The sequence below is a fragment of the Capnocytophaga granulosa ATCC 51502 genome, from assembly GCF_000411115.1.
Classification (GTDB): Bacteria; Bacteroidota; Bacteroidia; order Flavobacteriales; family Flavobacteriaceae; genus Capnocytophaga; species Capnocytophaga granulosa.
On the sequence record NZ_KE150259.1, the window covers coordinates 43658 to 66565 of the forward strand.

The window sequence follows — 22908 nt, forward strand, 5'->3', positions numbered from 1 at the left end:
ACTAATCACTAACCACTAACCACTCTTATGTAATTCAAAGAATAAAGATAAAGACAAAAATTACTTAAATTTTTGTTGTCAAATATTGATAACTTTTTCTCATGAAAAGATGGTAAATATATGAAAAATATATTATTTTTGCGCCCAATTTATTAAACAATGTTTTCTTAAATCATGAAAGAAATGAGAAAAAGAACAACTTCTTTTGTTAGACTGTTAATTTTCACGCTGTTAACCCTCTCCACGGGAGCTGTATGGGGGCAGGTAACTATTAATAGTGTAATAGCTCAGTCGCCGGTAGATTTTGCTGGAAATAGTGATTTCTCTGTAGGGGAGCTTACTGTTTCCTTTAATATGCCTACGGGGAAAACTTCGGGAGAGCTGCAAGTAAACTTGGCAGCAGGAATTGAGTATATGTCTGGTACAGTAACTGCTACTGGGGCTACTGTATCCCTCAAAACGGGTTCTACTGATGCCAATAAGCCTGTCTTCACCCTTACAGGGGCTTCAGGCAGTGTAACAGTGAAGTTCAAGCGTAAGGCGACTAAGGCAGTGCTTACCAACCCTGCCCTTGCTGGAGGCTTACAAGATGAGGCTGTCCTTACCGTACAAGGGCTATCACCCAGTCCAGCGGTTAAGAATGTAGTCTCCTATCAGCTGCCACGCCCTACTTTGGTAGTACAGCTACCAACCACTCAGACTGATGAGTTGGGAGCACGTACTGAAACTTTTGATATTCGCAATTTAGGACTGGGAAAGGTACGCGATGTCTATTTCTCTATTGCCTATCCTGCCGATGTAGTGGGTAATAGTGTGTCCTACAACGGATCTACGCTTACGGCAGTAGGGACAGTACCTACAGGATTTCCTAATGCAGGGAAGCCTATCTATAAAATTGCTAATGCTAACTTGGCAAATAACGGAGTAGTTACTATTACCGAAAAATATACCGTAAACAAATGTACCACAGGTAGGCAAAACACCTATTATGCTTATTGGGGAAGTGGTATTGCAAATAGTAATGATATTTTTGAAACTAATTCTAACACTAGAAACATTAGTGTAAGCACAGGTACGCCTATTATTAAATACAATGATAGTAATGCCTTTACCTATTTTGAATGGGAAAATGGTTTTTGTGGAAATATTCTAGGGACTTATTATGTGCGTTATGATAATGTAGCAGCTGATGCTAAAGGGACGGCTTATAACTTAGAGATACGCCTTTTTGATGCAGATGAGAGTCAGAGATTTAGCCTCTTTGAGCCAGTTAACATTCGCTTGATAGCTAAAAACGGTACGACTATTCCCCTTACAGCTACTGTAGGTACGGGAGATATACGTCGTATATCGCTCAATAACTTGTCTGCTTTATCTGATGCTTCATTAGGATCTACAGATTTGGGACTTACTGATGCAGATAATGATGGCTTTAGAGATGACCTTAAAAAAGGAGCCTATTTTCAGATTGCTTTTGATTTAAAGAAAAAGGAAGGTATTACTTGCCTGCAACCAGGAATAGGAGTAAGGAATTTTTTAAGTATACAGCCTAGATCTCAAGTGCTCTCCAACAATGTATGTGGAGATCTTATTCCTTCCGACCAACATATTTTGGACTACAGCACCTTACGAGTGTACTTCAATGGGGTAAATGATGCTTCTAAGCTGCCTGCTCAATTGGTACAGAATGTACCTTCAGCAGCTTATATCGCCCCTGGAATGAACTGGCCTTCCCTTGGAGCAGGGCAAAGACTTAAAAATGGAAATGTTGTAAATGTTGAACGTCAGTTCAAATATGTAATAACAACTCCTGCCGGGATGAAGCTACAGAATGTGAAGCTCTATCGCAAGGCAAATGTATTTGGTCTTTCAACAGAAGCAGCTGTTAACCAGCCTGATATAGAGCCAAATAGCACGAGAACAATTATCACTAATAATCAACCTTCAGACATTCCCTTCGGTACACCTGGTTATCTTACTTTCGATGTGCTTTTGCAAAATTGTAATGGAGGTACCGCTCCTATTACCTATTCAGTATATATGATGCTTAAGAATGGGGATGGGACCTATTGTGATATTCCTTTGGTTTGCAATCAAGTTACTAATGTACCTGCTATTTGCTCTACACCTTGCGCCATACAAGGGCCACGTATGCTCAGCACTAAGGTAGAGCGTGCCGATAATTCGTATGGTTGGAAGGACTATACGATGGCTGTTAGACAAACCCGTGCTAATGTATCGTCTATAGAGCGTATGCGAGCTCTCTACTTGGATGATATAGAGTTTATCTCCGAAGGACAGCAGCACACTGGCAAGACGGCTACCAACCTTTTCTATTATGTAAAGGTCGAAAATACAGCGGAGTTAGAACCTAAAAAGATAACCCTTAAGGTAAATGGTGGATCTGAACAGATCCTTATAGCCACGGCTAATAACCCTATGAGAGGAACCAATGCAGCAGGTAAGAAATACTTCCGATGGAATCTGACTTCGTTATTGCCCGCAGGTACTCTTGTTGCAGGAGCTACTTTCAGCACAGTGGCTACCTACCAAGTGAAGAATGCTAACAACTCTAATGGTAATGACCGAACTTTGGATGTACAATCGGGTACAGAATCATTTTTCTATACACTTGATAATCCTGCTACTGATGTTGCTATTAGTACAGAGGGCTATCATACTGCACAAAAACACTGTGGGGCGAGCCTAACACCTGTATTTTATATAGCTGAAACACGACATTTGTTGGCTACTAACCGTTATACAGAGCTTTCAGGTTGTGATGCCGCAACTTTGGGTTCAAATCTTATTTATGCAGCACGTAGGTTCAAGCCAGGAGGAACTTATTTTTCACAAGAATTCCGCCCTGCTCGTCTTATCAAAAAGATAACGATTAAGATGCCTAGTGCTTACCAAATCAAAAACATGCAGTTTACTTATACTTATAAGATAGGAGCCACTAATCCTGCAACAGTAGATATGAGTAAGCTTATCATGACCGATGATGGTACTTGGAAAACTTATACCTATGAGAATCCTCCTAAAGGTACCCCAGGATATTTGCCTCCAGGAATGATAACCGTAGAGAATGAGTATAATGAGCATATAAAGGCTTTCATACAACCTTCTTGTAAGGCTAAAACGGTAGATGTTAACAAGACGATAGGACAGCAAGAGGCAGAAGCCCTAACAAAGCAAGAGAAAATAGACTCAAAGATAGAGTATGAGGATTTCTATTATCACTATGCAGACACAGGTGATTCTTCTGTTGCTGTTGATCTTCAGAATAATCGTCCTATACTTTTTGCAGCAAATAAGAAACCAGAGATTACCATAGAGGCTATATCACAATTAACTGTAAAAGCTAATAAGCGTGTGATGGAAGCTACTTTCAAGCTTAAGAATATTAAGGAATACGATGCTCCTTTCGGCTGGATCTCTGTTCCTGATGTAGCAGGTATTGAGGTGCTCTCCTTAGAAGAGACTACCCCAGGTAATACGTATACTTATATTGCTAAAAATACTATTACAGGAGAAAAAATGTTCTTTCTTAGTGATAAGGGGAATGATGGTAAGGTTCTTAAAAATACAGAGCGTCAGTTTAAACTCAAGTATAAGATTACCAACTGTGCCGCTGCCCTACAGCTAAAAGTATATGCGGGTTGGAACTGTAATGAGAATCCTACCTCAGGTTATCGCAATACTTGTAGTGATAAGTTCATTACCTATAATATAACAGTAGCCCAGAGCAAAAAGGAAATCAGGGCGGATGCTACTAACCCAGGGGAGAGTAATCCTGACAAGAAAGGAAGTATCCCTATGTGTGTGGCTACTCCTTATAGCTATGAGATCAATAGTGCTGATGAGGGAGACCTCTATGATACTAAACTTATAGTGAACCAGGGAAATGGAATCACTTTCTCTGATGTGGAAATAGAATATCCTCTCGGTAGTGGTACCAAATATTATGAAAATACGGGCGTTAAAAGAATCCTCCATACAACCCAGGGCAACAAACATATCTATGACTTGAGTAATGTACTGCCAGGAGGTACCTTGCCTGGTTCTATCTCAGAGCCTGTAAATGGTAATAAACGCAAGTTCAAACTGACCTTTAAGGTAAAACCTGACTGTGAATTCTCTGCAGGTTCGTCCTTTGATATAGATATAGAGGGTAATAACCTTTGTAGCACCTCTGCTGCAGGAGATAAGACCCGTGCTATTATTGCGGGTATTGCTGGAGTGAATATCAATGACTATACTATTACATTGGATCCGCTGACCTATGTAAGTGGTAATGGAAGCCTATGTGGAGGTGGTGTTGTTTATAAAACGCGTGTAACGGTAAATAGTAGTAACTCAACTTTCCAAATGGGGCCTAATGCACGCCTAAGATTTACCATTCCAGAAGGCTATGAGTTAGCACCTTCGTATGCACGCTACTATGCTAGGACCCCTTATGGGCCTGGGGCGCTTTGGTCAACTCCTGTGAGAAAACAGGCAGAAGAGAAAACTTTAGCTTCTGGTAGTGAGTTGGTTATGGAGATTCCTGCAGGAATGACCAATGGACAGTTCTTTGAGTTTGGTATACATATAATACAGAAATCAAATGCTTTGATAGATTGCACCACTCCTAAGGAACTTAAGGTAATTGCTACTGATACCAAAACGGGAGTGATGTGTGGTGGAACAGCTTGTCCTCCTATGACGGTGAGTACTTCCAAAGAAGAAAAGGTAGCGATTAAGAACGAACGTCCAAAACTGTCTCTTAAAGATGTCTCTGCTACCTCCACTGCACAAGCAGGTAAGGAAAATCTCACTATCAAGTATAAGATAGAGAATGGTACGGGGACGGATGTTGCTGCTCTTGCTAATGCAACCGTAAAGGCCGCTCTCTATTATGATGCTAATCATAATAATATAGTGGATACAGGAGATATCGAGCTCTCTACCCATACCACTACCGCACTTAATTTGGCTAAAGGAGCTACTTCAGCTGAACAAAGTTTTACTTTTGTGGTGGATCAAGATAAGGTATGTCGCTTGCTCTTAGTGCTTAAAAATGAGGATAATGTATGTCTCTGTGGGGATGTAGTGGCACCACTTACAGCGCCAGAGAAGATTACAGGCTTGGTGGACAACCTTACCGTTTGTGAAAGCGAAACCAAGAAAGTAGCCTATAGCGCTGCTGGAGCTTCCTATGACCAATACACTTGGACAGGTAAGACCGCTAATGATAAGCTTGATTACCTATCTGCCGCAAATGTGAAGGAACCAAACTTCCATTACAATGGTACTAAGCTCACCGCCACAGCGACCTTTACCTATATACTTACAGTAAAGCGTACCAATGGTTGTGAAGCGACTCAAGAGGTAAAGATAACCGTACAGCCTACGCCAAGTATTTCTACCCAGCCTGTAGCGCCTGCTGCTTATTGTCAGGGAGTAACCGCTACGGCACTTACTGTAACAGCCAATACCCATGGGGTAACAGGAACACTCTCCTATCAGTGGTATAGTAATACTAGCAATAGCACTACAGGAGGAACCCCAGTAGGCACCAATGCCAATAGCTATGTACCACTAACTACTACAGCAGTAACTTTGTACTATTATGTAAAGATAACCAATAGTACTTGTGGAGAGGTACTCAGTGATGTTGTAAAAGTAGAGGTGAAACCTACACCTGACAAACCAACAATTGATCTTACCGCGGAAAGCTGTACTGCTGCCACTGTGGCTAAGATCAGCAATTATGTGTCAAGTGGTGTAACTTATACCTTTACTAAGGCCGATGGTACACCTGTAACAGGGGTAACTATAGCTGCCGATGGCGTACTTTCAAATCTTGCTGCAGGTACTTACAAGGTAAAAGCAGAAAAAGATGGTTGTACCTCTGATTTTTCTGATAACTTTGAAATCAAAGCTCAGAAGGCAGTACCAGCCCAACCAACGGTAACCCTTACCGCTGAAAGTTGTACTGCATCTACCAAGGCTGTGATTAGTAACTATGTATCAGGACAAACCTACTGGAATGGAGCCACACAACTTACTGTGGATGGCACCAGCCATGAGATTACAGGTCTTGCCGCGGGTACTTATACCATTACGGCTAAGAATAATGACAATTGTGAGTCTGTAGCTTCCGATAGCTTTGAAATCAAAGCACAGAAGGCAGTACCAGCCCAACCAACGGTAACCCTTACTGCGGAAAGTTGTACTGCACCTACCAAGGCTGTGATTAGTAACTATGTATCAGGACAAACCTACTGGAATGGAGCTACACAACTTACTGTGGATAACACCAGCCATGACATTACAGGTCTTGCTGTAGGTAATTATACCATTACAGCTAAGAATAATGACAATTGTGAGTCTGTAGCTTCCGATAGCTTTGTAATCAAAGCTCAGAAGGCAGCACCAGCCCAACCAACAGTAACCCTTACCGCTGAAAGCTGTGCAGCCCCTACCAAGGCTGTGATTAGTAACTATGTATCAGGACAAACCTACTGGAATGGAGCCATACAACTTACTGTGGATAACACCAGCCATGAGATTACAGGTCTTGCAGTAGGTACTTATACCATTACGGCTAAGAATAATGACAATTGTGAGTCTGTAGCTTCTGATAGTTTTGAAATCAAAGCTCAGAAGGCAGTACCAGCCAAACCGACAATTAACCTTACTGCGGAAAGCTGTGCAGCCCCTACCAAGGCTGTGATTAGTAACTATGTACCAGGACAAACCTACTGGAATGGAGCCACACAACTTACTGTGGATAACACCAGCCATGAGATTACTGGTCTTGCCGCAGGTACTTATACCATTACAGCTAAGAATAATGACAATTGTGAGTCTGTAGCTTCTGATAGTTTTGAAATCAAAGCTCAGAAGGCAGCACCTGACAAACCAACAATTGACCTTACTGCGGAAAGCTGTACTGCTGCTACTGTGGCTAAGATCAGCAATTATGTGTCAAGTGGTGTAACTTATACCTTTACTAAGGCTGATGGTACACCTGTAACAGGGGTAACTATAGCTACCGATGGAGTACTTTCAAGTCTTGCAGCAGGTACTTACAAGGTGAAAGCAGAAAAAGATGGTTGTACCTCTGATATTTCTGATAGTTTTGAAATCAAAGCTCAGAAAGCAGCTACTATCATAGGGGCTAACCCACAAAGTGCTGTTTATGTGAAGGATACGTCTGCTACACCACTTACAGCAGCAGCAACAGGAGAGGGAACCCTTACCTATAAGTGGTATAGGAATACTACCAATAGCTATGTAGGAGGTACTGAAGTAGGAGGAAATAACACCTACACTCCAGCCACTGACACAGTAGGAAGTCTCTTCTACTGGGCAGAGATAACAGGCGAATGTGGTACTGAAAAGACCTCAATTGCTGAAATCAAGGTAGTAGAAACAGTACCAGTTATTGAGGCTGTAGATGATGTAGCCATTAGCCCAAGAGGTGGTCAGGTGGATGTACTCCACAATGATACGGTAGGAGGTAACCCTGCTACACTAACTAATGTAGCTATTGCCATTGTTACAGACGGAGGACTTACAGGTGTAACTGTAGATCCTACCACAGGTAAGCTCGTAGTGCCAAACACAGCAACGCCTGACACTTACGATGTAACCTATAAGATATGTCTGTTAAGCGATCCTAATACTTGTGATACAGCTGTAGCTAAAATCACAGTAACCTCTGATACCAACCATACAATAGAGGCTAATGATGATCCTGAAACACAGGTAGCCAAAGGAGGAGAGGTAGATGTACTCCATAATGATAAGGTAGATGGTAACCCTGCTACCCCAACCAATGTGGATATCACCATCCCAATCGATGGAGGTCTTACTGGTATAACTATAAATCCTGCCACAGGTAAGATTAAGATACCAACAGATGCTACTCCAGGAGCTTATGATATTACTTACCAAATCTGTGTAAGAGGAGCAACGGCTCCTTGTGATACCGCTAAGGTGAGAATCATAGTAACCGAAGATGTAGTACCAACACCTACTATCAATGCCAACGATGACCCTGAAACACAGGTAGCCAAAGGAGGTGTGGTAGATGTCTTAACTAACGACCGTGTAAATGGAGATCCAGCCACTGCTGCCAATGTGGATATTACTATCGCCAATGACGGAGGCCTTACAGGTGTAACCGCAGATCCTGCCACTGGTAAGATTAAGGTGCCAGATAATGCTACACCAGCAACTTACGAAGTAGAATACAGAATCTGTGTCAAAGGAGCAACTTCTCCTTGTGATACCGCTAAGGCGAAGATAACTGTAACCCCTGATGCGACACCAAGCCGTCCTATCAAGGCTGTAGATGATGACTTTGGTAAGGTACCTAATACAGTGGATTACACCACTACCAATACGGTATTCTCAACAGGTGTAGACACCTTGGAAGGTGTGCCAGGCATCCTCTCTCCAGAGACTGATGTGATCCTTCATAAGGGAGCGGTAACACGTCAGGATGGTACAGCTGTTTCAGCAGGTACTATCACTATGAATGATAACGGAAGCATTACCGTAAAACAAGGTACTCCAGTAGGTGTTTATACTTATACTTACTCTATCTGTGAGAAGACCGTACCTACCAACTGTAGTGAAGAAGCAAAAGCAACCTTTGAGGTAGTAGATAATACGATCTTAGCCAAAGATGATGAGTTTGAGGTTGGTACTTCAGGAGGACTTACCCCAAGTATCTTGATCAATGATATACTCAAAGGCAAAGTAGGTCTCACAACTGGTGATGTGGAAATACAAGATACAGAAGGTGAAGCCAGAGCAGATAGCCACCTTGTGAGAGAAGCAGATGGTCGTGTAACAGTTAAGCCAGGGATAGTAGCTCGTCCAGAACCTTACCTCTATTATTATACGATTAAGGAAAAGGCTAATCCAGCCAATACCTCTAATGCGGTGATAAAGATAAAAGTAGTTTCTTTCACGGCGGTAGATGATGAGGATGAAGTTATTAATGAAGGAACCAAAGAGAAAAAGATCCCAAGTGTCTTAAGAAACGATGATATAGATGGTAAGCGTCCTGAACCAGGAAAGAATGTAATATTTACACCAAACAAGGTGAAGGATAAAGATGGTAATGAGGTGCCAGGTATTGTGATTAACCAAGAGGATGGTTCCATTACTATAGAGCCTAATACCCCTGATGGAGTCTATACTTATAGCTATACAATCTGTAAGATAGCAGCTCCTAATGAATGTAAGACGGCTAAGGGCGTACTTAAGCTTCTTCCAGCTCTTAAGACAGTGGATGACCTTGACTTTAAACCAGTGAATACCACTAAAGGAGCTGTAAAAGTAGGTAATGTCTTAGCAAATGATGAATATGCAGGCAAGAATGCCCTTGATCATTTAGATAAGGTAACTGCTAAAATAGAGGATAATAATGGAGGTATTTCAGGTGCTTATATAGATGAGCAAGGTAACTTGATAATTCCTCAAGGTACGCCAGTAGGTGTTTATGATTTAGAGTATAATCTCTGTATGAAGGAACACCCAGGAGTATGTAAGACAGCTAAGGTAAGAGTGGAAGTGATCAAAGACAAACCGCTCACTATCTACAATGGTGTATCAGCCGATGGAGATGGACACAATGACTATTTCAAGATAGACGGTATAGAGTACTATCCTAAGAATAACCTGAAGATATTCAACCGTTGGGGTGTACTAGTCTATGAAAAGGATGGTTATAGTAACGAAGCACCATTTGACGGTCATTCCAACGGACGTGCGACCATAAGTGCAGATAGCAAGCTCCCACAAGGAACTTACTACTATATCTTAGAGTATGAAGACTCCGATGATCAACCCCATACCGAAAAAGGATGGTTGTACCTTAAGTACTAATTAGTCTGTTATAGAGATTAGTGGTTAGTTATTAGTAGTTAGTCATAAAAAGGGCTAACCACTAACAACTGACCACTAATCACTTTTTACTTTAATAGGCTAATTCTTAATCATTTTTCTTATTTAAAATAAAAGTGGAGTGCTTTAAAATATTGTCAAAGAAATATCTTAATTGTATGAATATTAATTAATTATTTTAACAGGAGAAAAGTTATAAACAAATTTCGTTTTTTGGTTGATAACTAAGAAAAAAAGCAATAATTTTGTCACGAAACCAAGAATGAGAAATGTCGTTAATGAGTAATGATTAAAGCTATTGATAATTAATTGTTTAAGGCTAGCCACTAATCATTAACCACTAATCACTAATCATTAACCACTAACCACAAATCGACGAAATAATAAAAAACAGCAAAAAAATATGGCGATAGAATTTGACAATGCGACATTTGATCTTCCAAAAAGCACAGGAAATCTAATCAAGGTAATAGGTGTAGGAGGAGGTGGTGGAAACGCCGTAAACTACATGTACAAACAGGATATACGCGGGGTGGATTACATCATTTGTAATACCGACCGTCAGGCCTTAGACAAAAGTCCGATCGTAAATAAAATCTACTTAGGTGTGGAACTTACCGAGGGCTTAGGGGCTGGATCCAACCCTGAGGTAGGAGAACAATCCGCTATGGAAAGCATAGAGGAAATAAAGGCCATGCTGGGAGACAATACCAAGATGGCGTTCATTACCGCAGGTATGGGTGGGGGTACTGGTACAGGTGCTGCTCCTATTATCGCTAAGATATGTAAGGACATGGGGATCCTTACCGTGGGAATCGTGACCAGTCCTTTCAAGTTCGAAGGGGAAATACGCCTTGCCCAAGCCCAAAAGGGAATTGAGAACTTGCGCAAGCAGTTGGATTCTTTGATTGTAATCAATAATAATAAGTTACGTGATACTTATGGCAACCTAGGTATCAAGACAGGTTTTGCCAAAGCCGATGAAGTACTTACCATTGCTGCCAAAGGGATTGCTGAGGTGATTACCAAGGAGTTTGAAGTGAATATTGACCTTCGTGACGCTCATACTGTGCTCTCCAATAGCGGTACTGCTATCATGGGTACAGGTTATGGTACAGGAGAGACTCGCGCTCTAGATGCTGTCAAAGGAGCTTTGGAATCTCCGCTGCTTAATGATAATCGTATCACAGGAGCTAAGAATGTATTGCTTTTGATCCTCTACGGAAATGATGAAATCACCATGGATGAAGTAGGTGAAATCAACGAATACATACAGCGTGAGGCAGGACATGGAATAGAATTGGCTACAGGCTATAAGACCAATATCATCATGGGTATGGGTGAGGAACCCGCCCTTGAGGATAAGATCATGGTGACAGTGGTGGCTACTGGCTTCTCAACCGAGCAACAACATGAAATTATTGATGCTGAACCTAAAAAAATAGTCCATTCCTTGGATGATAATACCCAATTTGTACAAGAATTGGATACAACATCTTCTTTTACCGACATTTCTTTTGAAAATTCGCTAAAGAAAAAGGAAAAAGTGGTTTATCAGTTCGATGATACCCCAGAGCAAGTACCTGTGACAGATGCAACTGCCAAAAGTAGCATGGGTATCACCCTACATACAGCCCCTGAAAAAAAAATAAAGCCCCTAAAGGTGGATGAGAGCCTATACCATATTCCTGTCCATTTTGATATAGTGGAACGTGTAGTGCCTATCCAGCAGGAGGATTTTGTGATATACCAAGAAAAAAAAACAACCGCCCCTAAGGTAACCGCTCCTGCTCCACAAAGACCGCAAGTAGCAGAGCGTAAAGTGGTCTATTTCGAGCAAGAAAAGCCCCAAGCAGCCCCTATGATGCAAGCGGCTTCCGCTCCCGCTCAGGAAAATGGCAAAATTGTACACACCCTTGAGAACTACCTCGAAGTAGAGGAAATGCTCACCCAAGCACGCTCTCCACAGCGAGATACAGAGGAGGAAGAGTTCAAGGCGGAACTGAGAATCAAAGAACCTGCTAAGACGACCCAACCGAAGGAGACCAACCAAAATGCTTATCTTTCAGCACTTAAAGAAAATGCGGCTAACCGTAAAACGACCTTTAAGAATATGAGCTATCAGTTCTCTTCCCAGACCAATTATAAGATAGAGGACTTAGAGAATACCCCTGCTTATATGCGAAAGAATGTGGATATTTCTTCCACGACTATGACACCATCAGTTTCTCGTAGCTCTATTAGTTTGGATTCTAATAATATAGCTCAGATACGAGAGAATAATAGCTATCTGCACGACAATGTGGATTAGTCATTAGATTAAAATCAAATACCAAATAAAAAACAGTTAATGAAAATTAGCTGTTTTTTATTACAATAACCAGAATATAATGCAAAAACCCAGTATACCCAAAGGAACGCGTGATTTCTCCCCAGAGGAAGTCGCCAAGCGTAATTATATCATTCAGACCATTCGCCAAGCCTTCGAGCGCTATGGTTTCCAACCTATTGAGACCCCCAGCTTTGAGAAGACAGAAACGCTCATGGGCAAATATGGAGAGGAAGGAGATAGGCTGATTTTCAGAATTTTGGATGCAGGAGATTTCCTCTCGGAAGTACCCGCAGAGGTATATGAGCAGCATAGTAGTGCTAAGCTGGCCACTTATATCAGTGGGAAGGCACTGCGCTATGACCTTACGGTGCCTTTTGCACGCTATGTGGTACAACACCAGAACGACCTTAGTTTTCCTTTCAAGCGTTACCAGATTCAGCCCGTATGGCGTGCCGATCGTCCACAGAAAGGGCGCTATCGTGAGTTCTATCAGTGTGATGCCGATGTGGTAGGGGCTAAGGGACTCTGGCAGGAAGTGGAGTTTGTACAGCTCTACGACAGTGTCTTTACCGCTCTACAAGTCAAAGGGGTTACAGTCAAGATGAATCACCGCAAGATCCTCTCTGGCTTTGCCGAGATTATTGGGGCGCCTGATAAGTTGATTGACTTTACCATGGCTTTGGACAAGCTCGATAAGATAGGAAAGGAGAAGGTAGAGGAGGAGATGCTCCAAAGAGGTATTACCCCTGAGGCCATAGCCAAAATCCAACCTGTGTTCTCCCTAGAGGGGGATTTTTTCCAGAAGATTACAAGACTCAAGGACTTACTTGCATCTTCTCCTACAGGACTGGAAGGAGTAGCCGACTTGGAGTTTATCTATGCGCAAACCCAACAGTTGGGCTTACAGACGGCTTCTTTAGAGCTGGAGGTAACCTTAGCGCGCGGACTAAATTACTATACAGGAGCTATTTTTGAAGTAGCAGCACCCCGTGAAGTTGCCTTAGGCTCTATAGGTGGGGGCGGACGTTATGACGAACTTACCGAGATATTTGGTCTTAAGGGCATGAGTGGGGTTGGCATCTCCTTCGGATTGGACAGAATCTATCTTGTTTTAGAGCAATTGAATTTGTTCCCCAAGACCTTAGAGCACACCTTGGATGTATTGTGTGTTAATTTTGGAGATAAGGAGACTTTGGCTTCTTTTGGCGTGATACAACAATTGCGAGCCCAAGGCTATAGAGTAGAACTCTACCCTGAAGCTGCCAAACTCAAAAAACAATTGGCCTATGCCGACAGTCGTAAGGTAAGGTATGTAGTACTCATCGGAGAGACCGAACTGGCCGAAGGTACTGCCATTCTTAAGCATATGCAAACAGGAGAACAAGCCTCTTACCCCATAGGAGAAATAGGGAAAGTGATTAGTGAAAAGTGATTAGTGAAGAATGAAGAGTGAAAAGTGCAAGCACGTAATGTGTTATTCACTTTTCACTCTTCATTTTTCACTTAAATGGACTGGATGACTGCTTTTTCTGCTTCTTTGCGGGAGCCGTCAAAGCCATCAACGCCTGCAACGGTAGTGTATTTCAGTACATACTTCTTGGTAGGGTAGAGGCGGTTGTAGACCCCTTGACACATAAGGGTAGCTTCATGGAAACCACAGAGAATGAGCTTGAGCTTGCCAGGGTAGGTATTCACATCGCCTATGGCATAGACGCCTTCTATATTGGTTTGATAATCAAGAGCATTATTGACCTTGATGGCATTGCGCTCTATCTCCAATCCCCAATCGGCAATAGGTCCTAGCTTAGGGGTGAGACCAAAGAGCGGGATAAAGTAGTCGGTAGGTAGTTCCTCCTGTACTCCTTCTTTTTCAAGGACAACAGCGGAGAGCTGCCCCTCTCCCTTGAGAGCGACTACCTCTGCGGGGGTGATAAGGTTGATTTTGCCTGCTGCCTTGAGTGCCTTAACTTTCTCTACTGAATCCAAGGCTGCACGAAACTCATTGCGACGATGTACCAGTGTAACCGACTGGGCGACATTGGACAAGAAAATACTCCAGTCAAGAGCTGAATCGCCGCCTCCGGCTATAACTACACGCTTACCAGCGAAGCGTTCGGGCTTGCGTACAAAGTATTCTACGCCCTTATCTTCATAATCAGCAAGGTTACTTATCTCAGGCTTACGAGGTTCAAAGGTACCTAAGCCTCCTGCGATAGCTACGGCCTTGCCTTTGACTTGGGTGCCCTTGTCGGTGGTAACAACAAAGGTGTTATCAGCTTGTTTTTTAAGGGTTACAGCGGTCTCCGAAAGGGTAAATTCGGGTTGGAACTGCTTGATTTGTTCCATAAGGTTATCTACCAGCTCAGCGGCTCCTACACTAGGATAACCAGGGATATCAAAGATAGGTTTCTTAGGGTAGAGTTCAGTGAGTTGTCCCCCAGGTTGGGGGAGCGTATCTATCAGGTGGCACTTAAGGCGCAAAAGGCCTGCTTCAAAAACGGCAAAAAGCCCTGTAGGCCCTGCCCCTATGATGATGATATCTGTTTCTTTCATGAAAGTTAGTTTGATTCTGCAAAAATACAAAAATAGTGGCAAATGACAAGTGACAAAAGACAAATAGTTCATTAGTCACTAATCATTAGTCATTGGTCACTAGTCATTAGTCATTGGTCATTGGTGCTGGTTTATAGTACTGTCCTTGGTACTCGGCGACGCCTTCGAGCTTATCCAAGAAGATATCAATACCCTTTACCTTAGTAGGGACGGCCTGGTGAACAACACCTTTGCGATCTATCAGTAGGAGTTTATCGCCACTATGAACCACGGCAAATGCTTTGGTGGTAGAGGGAAAATATATTTGGGTATAGGCCGCAGGGATAAACCGCGCATATTGCCCTCCGTATCTGAAAAAGCCTACTTTATCTCCCTTGATAAGGGTGTAACCATAATCATTTTTCTCGATACGATCGTAGATAATAGCCAGTTTTTCTTTGCCATCTATGCCAATAAAGCCCCATAGGCTATCTTTTTGGGCTAAGAGCACACCTGGCCAATTGTATTCTAAGTGTTTGTATTGTACAGGGGTGAGCAGTTCCCCCTTGAGGGAAAATATACCACTGAGACTGTCCTTTTGGACTAAGAAGAAAGGAGGTTTACTCCATCTCTCGTAGGTAATTTGATTGTATATAGGAGGAATGACTTCCCTGCCAAGGGTATCAATTACTCCCCAAGCGTACTCCTTTCGCACGCGGGCTACTCCATTTTCAAACCAACTCAACTCATCGTAAAGGGGAGCGGTCAGGGTATCTTTATTTGTCCTAATGCCATAACGTCCTTGGTCAAAATAGACCATAGGTTGCTCGGTATGAGCTACTGTCTTAAAGCGATCATCTCCATAATAGGGATCATAGGCATAGCCAAAGCCCCCTACAAAGAACCAACAGCTTCCCTTTTCGGTAAAATCAATATTTTGCTTGTCATCTACTTTGAAATAATAGCGCTGCATATCCCAGCCAAAGAAAATGGGTACAAGGGGCGAGATAAGCCAGCGGGATTGGTACCTGAATCCTTTTCTGCGCCAAAGCCCCCAATAGCGCTTGGTATGGGTGGTGAGCTGTCCATTTTCTACCTTATCGTAGGTTACATACAGGTAGTTGCCCTTGGGCTGTAGCTGGAAATGGAGGTATTTGTAAGGTTGCTCCCAAGCATCTTTGGGTAGGAGCGGAAAGGGACTTTCTCGATACGTACCATTGCTTAATGAATAGGCATAGAAAGTTTGCCCTGAAAGTGCTTCCATGGCTACTTTTTGGGATTGACAACCGCTAAGGATAAGAGCAATGAGAAAATATTTCATAAGATAAGGGGTTAGTAAAGTAATTTGACTTCTTTAAGTGAAAAAGAACTCATCAGGGCATCTTCCTGTTCTACTTGGAGTTGGCCGTTGTGACTAACTCCCCTGATATAGCCCATAAAGCGCTGTCCGTCGGGGTACTCAAAGGTGGAGGGCTTGTCCTTGCGAAATAGGTGCATGTGATACTCGTCCAATACCTCCTCAAAGCGGGTAGGGGAGAGGCTCAAGAGGGCGGCCTCCAGTTCATGGAGGATTAGAAGCAAGACCTCCTCTAGGTCAAAGGGGTGTCCCATGATTTTCTGTAGGGAAGAGACATTGGGCAAATCATTGAAAAAAAGTTGATTTACATTTAGTCCTATTCCAATCACTGAGGCTGTGATATACTCCTTATGGAGTGTGTTTTCTATCAGTATCCCACAGATCTTCTTTTTGGCTGACAAAATGTCATTAGCCCACTTGACAGCTAAGTCTGGTATATATAATTTTTTTAAGGCACGAAAAATAGCGAGCGATACTTCCATATTCAGCAAGAAGTGATACTCGGAAGGGAGCTGGTCAAATTTTTTAAAAACGCTGAAAGTAAGGTTCTTGCCTGGTTCAGCTACCCAGCTAGCGCCCTGTTGTCCGCGCCCTTGGGTCTGTGAAAGTGCCCATACACAACTAAGGTCGGCTATGGGTTTTTCCTTAATAAGATTTTTAAGATAAGTATTGGTAGAATTTGTGGCATTAAGTTTGATAATTTCCATAAAATGTTATACCTTTGTCGCTTTGCAAAAGTAATTAAAAAAATTGAATGACAGAAAAAAATAACACAGAACAAATCCTCTCTTCTGTACTAGAAGGGATTCAAAAAGTAAAGGGACAGGACATCACCATTTTAGACCTCAGAGGTATAGAGAATGCCGTATGTAGCTACTTTGTCATCTGTACAGGGGGCTCCAATACGCAGGTGGTGGCCATATCGGGCGCTGTACAAAGGCAGACCCCACAGAAGCCTTGGCATGTAGAAGGAGAACAAAACGCCGAGTGGGTATTGCTTGACTATGTGGATGTGGTGGTACATATCTTCCAAAAGCATGTACGCGAATATTATGATATAGAGGGCTTATGGGGAGATGCCCAGATAACCCATATAAAAACAAATGAATAGTTATGAACGAGAACAAGCCATCGCGATTTTCTGCTTTTTGGTTCTATGCAGGACTCGCGCTTATTCTATTTTTTATCCTTAATCCGCTCTCTAGTGCGGGCTTATGGAAACAACCTGAGGAAATCCCTCAGACAGAATTTGAAAAATTCCTCCAAGATGGAGACATCTCCAAAGTGGTAGTGGTCAATAAGCACCAAGCACGTATCTATCTCTTCCCAGAGGCTATGGATAAGCCAGACCATAAGAAGGTGCGTGCCGAAAGCCCTTTGTTCAAAACAGGGGAGGATTCCGATGTGCCTCAGTATAGAATGGAAATAGGCGTTTTAGAGAATTTTGAAAACAGATTCAATAAGATCGTAGCCGAAAACAATCTCTCCAATACCCAACTGGTATACCGTACCGAACAGAATTTTGTAGGAGACCTGCTCATCACGGTAGTATTGCCGCTGGTACTCTTTGTTGGTCTTTGGATATTTTTAATGCGCCGTGCAGGAGGCGGCTTTGGGGGAGGACAGTTCTTCAATATAGGTCGCTCTCGTGCCAAGCTCTTCGACGGAGAGAAGGATAAGAAAATCACTTTCCAAGATGTAGCAGGGCTCGAAGGCGCCAAGGAAGAGGTACAGGAGATAGTGGATTTTCTCAAGAATCCTGAAAAATATACCTCCTTAGGAGGGAAAATTCCAAAGGGAGCGCTGCTTGTAGGCCCTCCTGGAACAGGGAAAACGCTTCTTGCCAAGGCTGTAGCAGGTGAGGCACAGGTGCCTTTCTTCTCCCTTTCAGGATCGGACTTTGTAGAGATGTTCGTAGGAGTGGGTGCCTCTCGTGTGCGGGATTTGTTCCGACAGGCTAAAGAGAAATCGCCCTCTATCATCTTTATAGACGAGATAGATGCTATAGGTAGAGCCAGAGGCAAAAATAACCTGACCAATGCCAATGATGAAAGAGAAAACACCCTCAATCAGTTACTTACAGAGATGGACGGTTTTGGTACCAATACCAATGTGATTGTTCTGGCAGCCACTAACCGTGCTGATATTTTGGACAAGGCACTACTGAGAGCAGGACGTTTTGACCGACAGATCTATGTGGATTTGCCCGACTTGAACGAGCGTAAGGAGATTTTCAAAGTACACTTGCGCCCAATCAAAGTAACCGAGGACTTAGATGTAGAGTTCTTAGCCAAACAAACCCCTGGTTTCTCAGGAGCGGATATAGCCAATGTGTGTAATGAAGCCGCACTGATTGCAGCCCGTCGTGGCAAAACATCGGTGGATAAGCAGGATTTCTTGGATGCTGTGGATAGAATCATCGGAGGCTTGGAGAAGAAGAACAAGATCATCACTCCTGAGGAGAAAAAGGCGATTGCTTATCATGAAGCAGGACATGCTACCGTGAGTTGGCTTTTGGAGCATGCAGCTCCTTTGGTCAAGGTAACTATAGTTCCTCGTGGGCGTTCGCTTGGGGCGGCTTGGTACCTACCAGAAGAGCGACAGATTGTGCGCACCGACCAGATTCAAGATGAGATGTGTGCTGCCCTAGGTGGTCGTGCAGCCGAAGAGATTACCTTTGGGAAAATCTCCACAGGGGCACTCAGTGACCTAGAAAAGGTAACCAAACAGGCTCGTGCTATGGTAACTATTTATGGGCTTAATGATAAGATCGGGAACCTAACCTATTACGATCCTACAGGTGAGGAATACGGATTTACCAAACCTTATAGTGAGAAAACCGCTCAGGTGATTGATGAGGAAATAAGGGAGATTATAGAACAACAATACCAGCGCGCCCTTGATATCCTTAGAACCAATAGGGAAAAGCTCACCACTTTAGCCGAATTGCTTTTAGAACGCGAGGTGATCTTCAAGGAAGATTTGGAACATATCTTCGGGAAACGCCCACATGATAATGATAAGTGAATAGTGAAAAATGAAGAGTGAAGAGTGAATAGTGAAAAATGAAGAGTGAATAGTGAAAAATGAAGCGTGAAGAGTGTACCCAATGATAGTAATGAGTAACAAAATAATAAAAGGTAAAAGAATTTTTCTCTTTTACCTTTTACTTTTTCTCTTTTATCTTGTTAGAACTTATAGGTGAATCCAGCACCGAAGGCTTCTCTTATCTGGAAGGCTTTTGCAGCGTCATCATCGTAGATGGCCTGGAAGGTGAGGTTGGCTGAAAGGAAGTCATTTACCTTCATCAGTACATTGAGCGTATAGTCTATATCTACATTTTGGGGTTTGTCCAAATAGTTGCTATAGAGGCTAAGGGTATTCTCAAGGGTTACATTCTTTACCAAGTTGTCAAACTTCGCATATCCATTTACGGCCGCACCGAACTCAAAGCGAGAGGTTTCTCCTTGTTTTACCCCGAAGTGAGGGCCAGCCTCAGTGAACTTCTTATCAGTGAAGATAAATCTTGCAGTAGCAGGAGAGATATTAACCTTTAGGTTATCGCTCTTTTTCCACAACATACCAGGTCCGAAGGAGAAGTAAGCAGGCGCTAAGAAGTTGGTTGTTTCGGTACGGATTTGTTTTCCAGTGTTATCTGTGTCATACTTATACCCTTTGGCCAATTGGGTTTGGAAATTGGCAAAGAAAGAAACAAACCAAGTATCGGATACTTGTCGTCCTACAAGAGAAGTAAGGGCGAAACGGTCATTAGATTTTTTAGAGAAAGCATCGCCATCTACTTTGGTAAGACCGTAATCCACAAGGAGTTTGTTATCCCATGTCCAAGCACCTTTTTTATAGTTGGCATCGTAGGAAAGGTTGAGGTTTCCTCCGTAGTTATTGGTACCCCCCCCAGTCCAATCATGGTTAAAAGCTGTTTGGTTGAACATCAGGGAGATAAGTCCCGCACGAGTCCATGTCTTTTCAGAGGCCGCAGAAGGCTCTGGAGCCGACATAGAGGGGGCAGTAGTTTCTTCTTGAGCAAAAGCAGCAAAACTCCAGAGAGTAAGTGCTGAGAGAATCATTTTTTTCATCGTTTGATAATTTAGATAATTAATAATGATATTTGTAAAATCGGGGGCAAAGGTAATTATATTTTTTGAATAAGCAAGATATACTGCCAAATTTTTACTTTGAATTAAAAAAGCTACCTCAACATACGGGGTAGCTCTTAATGGAAGAAAAATGAAAAGTTTATGGTTTGAGGGCTTGTTCTTGTTCCCTCTCATAAGCCGATTTGTAAGGGCGGATAATAAGGCGTACCCCTTTGTTGTATTGGAAGTACTGCACAATCCAGTTGGCCAAGGCCACCATTTTGTTGCGGAAGCCCACCAAGAAAGCCAAGTGTACGACCATCCAGAGAATCCAAGCAAACCAGCCTGAAAAGCGCATACCTGCAATCTCTACCACGGCCTTATTACGACCGACAGTAGCCATAGCGCCTTTGTCAAAATAGCTGAAAGGTACTAGGTTCTTTTTGCCAGCAATTTTTCTCTTGAGGTTTTTGCCCAATTGCTTTCCTTGTTGGATCGCAGGTTGTGCCACCATGGGGTGTCCTTTGGGGTATTTGTCACTGATCATACAGGCTATATCGCCAATGGCATAGATATCCTTACAGCCTTTTATCTCACTGAACTCATTGACCACATAGCGGCCGAACTGTATGCTCTCCTGAGGGATTCCCTCTATAGTGCTACCCTTGACCCCAGCAGTCCAGATAAGGGTACGGGTCTCAAAGTTATGCGTGTTGGTTACCACATTGGTACCATCATAATCCTTGACAAAGGTGTTGAACCAAATGGTAACGCCCATTTTTTCCAAGTATTCTTTGGCTTTTTGGCTGGATTTTTCTCCCATACCCACTAGCAAGCGAGGATCGGCCTGAATCAGGTTGACATTCATCTTGCGAATGTCCAAGTCGGGGTAGTCAGTGGGGAGGATATGGCTTTTAAGTTCGGCAAAGGCACCGGCTAGTTCCACTCCTGTGGGGCCTCCTCCGACGATGACAAAGTTCATCAAGCTATTGCGCTCTTCAAGGTCATTGGTCAGAATGGCCGCCTCCAAGTTTTGGATAATAAGGCTACGCATATCTATCGCTTCAGGGACGGTCTTCATAGGCATGGCATACTTTTGGATATTGGCATTGCCGTAGAAGTTGGTCTGTGAACCTGTAGCTATCACAAGGTAGTCGTAGGAGAGATCCCCTAGGTCGGTATAAATACACTTCTTTTCGGGATCTATCTGTTTTACTTCAGTGATGCGGAAGTGGAAGGTCTTTTCTTTCTTAAAGATAGAGCGCACGGAGTGTGCAATAGAGTCGGGTTCCAGTCCCGCGGTTGCCACCTGATAGAGTAGTGGCTGGAAGGTGTGGTAATTGGTCTTATTGATCAGAACCACTTGCATTTTGGAAAAATCCAATTGCTTTACGATGTTGATACCACCAAAACCAGCCCCAATAACAACAATACGGGGGAGGTTGGTGGTAGGGATATTCAGTTGAGTGATTGTACTCATAGAGTTCAGAAAGGAATGATATTATAAGTGTTTGCGTGTTTCTTTTATAATTTTGGTAGCATTCCCCAGTACGACATGGTCGTCAATGACTAATATAGGTCGTTTCAGGAAGGTATAATGTTCCAAAATAAGGTCTTTGTAATCATTCTCCGTCAGGTCTTTTTCGTTGAGTTGGCGTTCTTTGTAGAGTTTAGAGCGTTTGTTGAACAAGAGTTCATACTTTCCAGTAACATTCTTGAGCTGTTCGAGATCGGTCTCGCAGATAGGCTCTTCTTTTACATCTTGAAAGGTGAAATCCTCCAATACTTTGAGTTCGTGGAGAATGCGTTGGCAGGTATCGCAACTGCTAAGGTAGTAAACTTTCCGTGTGGGTGTCATTTTCTTTTTGGGGCATTAAGGTTAAATGAAAGCCAAGGATTTACTTCGGAGAGAGGGATTTTTACCTCCAAAACTCCGGTGCTATAAGGGGCTATTTCATATGGGTTATACAATAAAATGAGGTGGTTTTGATCAAAACCAATGTTTTTAGGCAAGGCAAAGATATCATTCTGGAACATAAAGCCGTTTTCACTAAGTTCTTCCTCTTCGGAGAGGTTGAAAGTCTCTCTGAAGTGCTTTTCGGCTACCTCCAAGATCTTGTCCTTATTGGTAAAGAGTGCTGCCTGAGGAAGGGGAGTACCATCGGAAGCCTTGAAGTTCATATAGCTGACCCAGTTGATAGGGTGGGCACCTCCTAAGTACTCATATCCTGAGCGCTGGAGGGAGATAAGGGCGTCATTCTCCAAGAGAATGGTGTCTACAATTTGTATCTGATAAGGGGAGATGCCTTCGAACTGCTCTTTGTCGGCTTTGTACTGAGAAAGGAACAGCTCGCCTGCTTCCTTAACCCCCATGACAGTATCCTTTGCGGTGAGGATTCTGACCAATTGTCGCTGAATAGTGTCGTTAAACGCTTGAGCAAAAGCACTAGGTTTTTTGCAAAGCATGTAATTGATGGAGACTTCAGCACAATCTTCGTCTCCATCGCCGCAATCGTCGAGTATAATTTCCTGGTTTTCAAACTTATACTTTCCAGAAGGGAAGAATAGGAAGTAACCAACTACCCCAAGGGCAATCACACCAAGAGTGATGAAAAAGTATTTTTTACGTAACATTTTTATTGAGAATGTGAGGGCAAAAATAATCTATTTTTCAGAAACAAAAA

At 42.8% G+C, this 22908-nt stretch carries 12 protein-coding genes; 5 read left to right on the forward strand and 7 right to left on the reverse strand.

The genetic code is table 11. The annotated features are described in order from the left end of the window. The first annotated feature begins 183 nt into the window (after positions 1-183). The 3 genes from HMPREF9331_RS11785 to hisS all read left to right on the forward strand — a co-directional run bounded on the left by HMPREF9331_RS11785 (position 184) and on the right by hisS (position 13673). Complete coding sequence (locus HMPREF9331_RS11785; RefSeq protein ID WP_016421125.1) at positions 184-9891, forward strand: T9SS type B sorting domain-containing protein; 9708 nt, start codon at positions 184-186, stop codon at positions 9889-9891. 421 nt (positions 9892-10312) lie between these two features. Next, on the forward strand, positions 10313-12220 hold the full coding sequence (ftsZ, locus tag HMPREF9331_RS11790; RefSeq protein ID WP_016421126.1) for a cell division protein FtsZ: 1908 nt from the start codon (positions 10313-10315) through the stop codon (positions 12218-12220). A gap of 79 nt (positions 12221-12299) precedes the next feature. Then, entirely contained in the window at positions 12300-13673 is a 1374-nt protein-coding gene (gene hisS, locus HMPREF9331_RS11795; RefSeq protein WP_016421127.1) for a histidine--tRNA ligase, read from the forward strand. A gap of 71 nt (positions 13674-13744) precedes the next feature. Here the strand turns inward: hisS and HMPREF9331_RS11800 are convergent, their stop codons facing one another. The 3 genes from HMPREF9331_RS11800 to HMPREF9331_RS11810 form a co-directional block, all read right to left on the reverse strand. Continuing rightward, complete coding sequence (locus tag HMPREF9331_RS11800; RefSeq protein WP_016421128.1) at positions 13745-14794, reverse strand: NAD(P)/FAD-dependent oxidoreductase; 1050 nt, start codon at positions 14792-14794, stop codon at positions 13745-13747. Positions 14795-14900: 106 nt separating this feature from the next. Further along, on the reverse strand, positions 14901-16094 hold the full coding sequence (locus HMPREF9331_RS11805; RefSeq protein WP_016421129.1) for a WG repeat-containing protein: 1194 nt from the start codon (positions 16092-16094) through the stop codon (positions 14901-14903). An 11-nt stretch (positions 16095-16105) separates the two neighbouring features. After that, entirely contained in the window at positions 16106-16837 is a 732-nt protein-coding gene (locus HMPREF9331_RS11810; protein WP_016421130.1) for a biotin--[acetyl-CoA-carboxylase] ligase, read from the reverse strand. 47 nt (positions 16838-16884) lie between these two features. Here HMPREF9331_RS11810 and rsfS point away from each other — a divergent pair, with 47 nt between their 5' ends. Both rsfS and ftsH read left to right on the forward strand, forming a co-directional pair. Then, entirely contained in the window at positions 16885-17241 is a 357-nt protein-coding gene (gene rsfS, locus HMPREF9331_RS11815; RefSeq protein ID WP_009641776.1) for a ribosome silencing factor, read from the forward strand. Positions 17242-17243: 2 nt separating this feature from the next. Further along, complete coding sequence (ftsH, locus tag HMPREF9331_RS11820; RefSeq protein WP_009641790.1) at positions 17244-19157, forward strand: ATP-dependent zinc metalloprotease FtsH; 1914 nt, start codon at positions 17244-17246, stop codon at positions 19155-19157. A 161-nt stretch (positions 19158-19318) separates the two neighbouring features. Here the strand turns inward: ftsH and HMPREF9331_RS11825 are convergent, their stop codons facing one another. The 4 genes from HMPREF9331_RS11825 to HMPREF9331_RS11840 form a co-directional block, all read right to left on the reverse strand. Continuing rightward, positions 19319-20224 (reverse strand): DUF3078 domain-containing protein, encoded by a 906-nt coding sequence (locus tag HMPREF9331_RS11825; protein WP_016421131.1) that lies wholly within the window; start codon positions 20222-20224, stop codon positions 19319-19321. A gap of 160 nt (positions 20225-20384) precedes the next feature. Beyond that, on the reverse strand, positions 20385-21704 hold the full coding sequence (locus HMPREF9331_RS11830; protein WP_009641834.1) for an NAD(P)/FAD-dependent oxidoreductase: 1320 nt from the start codon (positions 21702-21704) through the stop codon (positions 20385-20387). 21 nt (positions 21705-21725) lie between these two features. Next, positions 21726-22082, reverse strand: coding sequence for an arsenate reductase family protein (locus HMPREF9331_RS11835; RefSeq protein WP_016421132.1), 357 nt, complete (start codon positions 22080-22082; stop codon positions 21726-21728). Further along, positions 22079-22858, reverse strand: a complete 780-nt coding sequence (locus HMPREF9331_RS11840) for a DUF3298 and DUF4163 domain-containing protein (protein ID WP_016421133.1) — start codon at positions 22856-22858, stop codon at positions 22079-22081. The genes HMPREF9331_RS11835 and HMPREF9331_RS11840 overlap by 4 nt, the downstream gene beginning before the upstream one ends. Positions 22859-22908 lie beyond the last annotated feature (50 nt).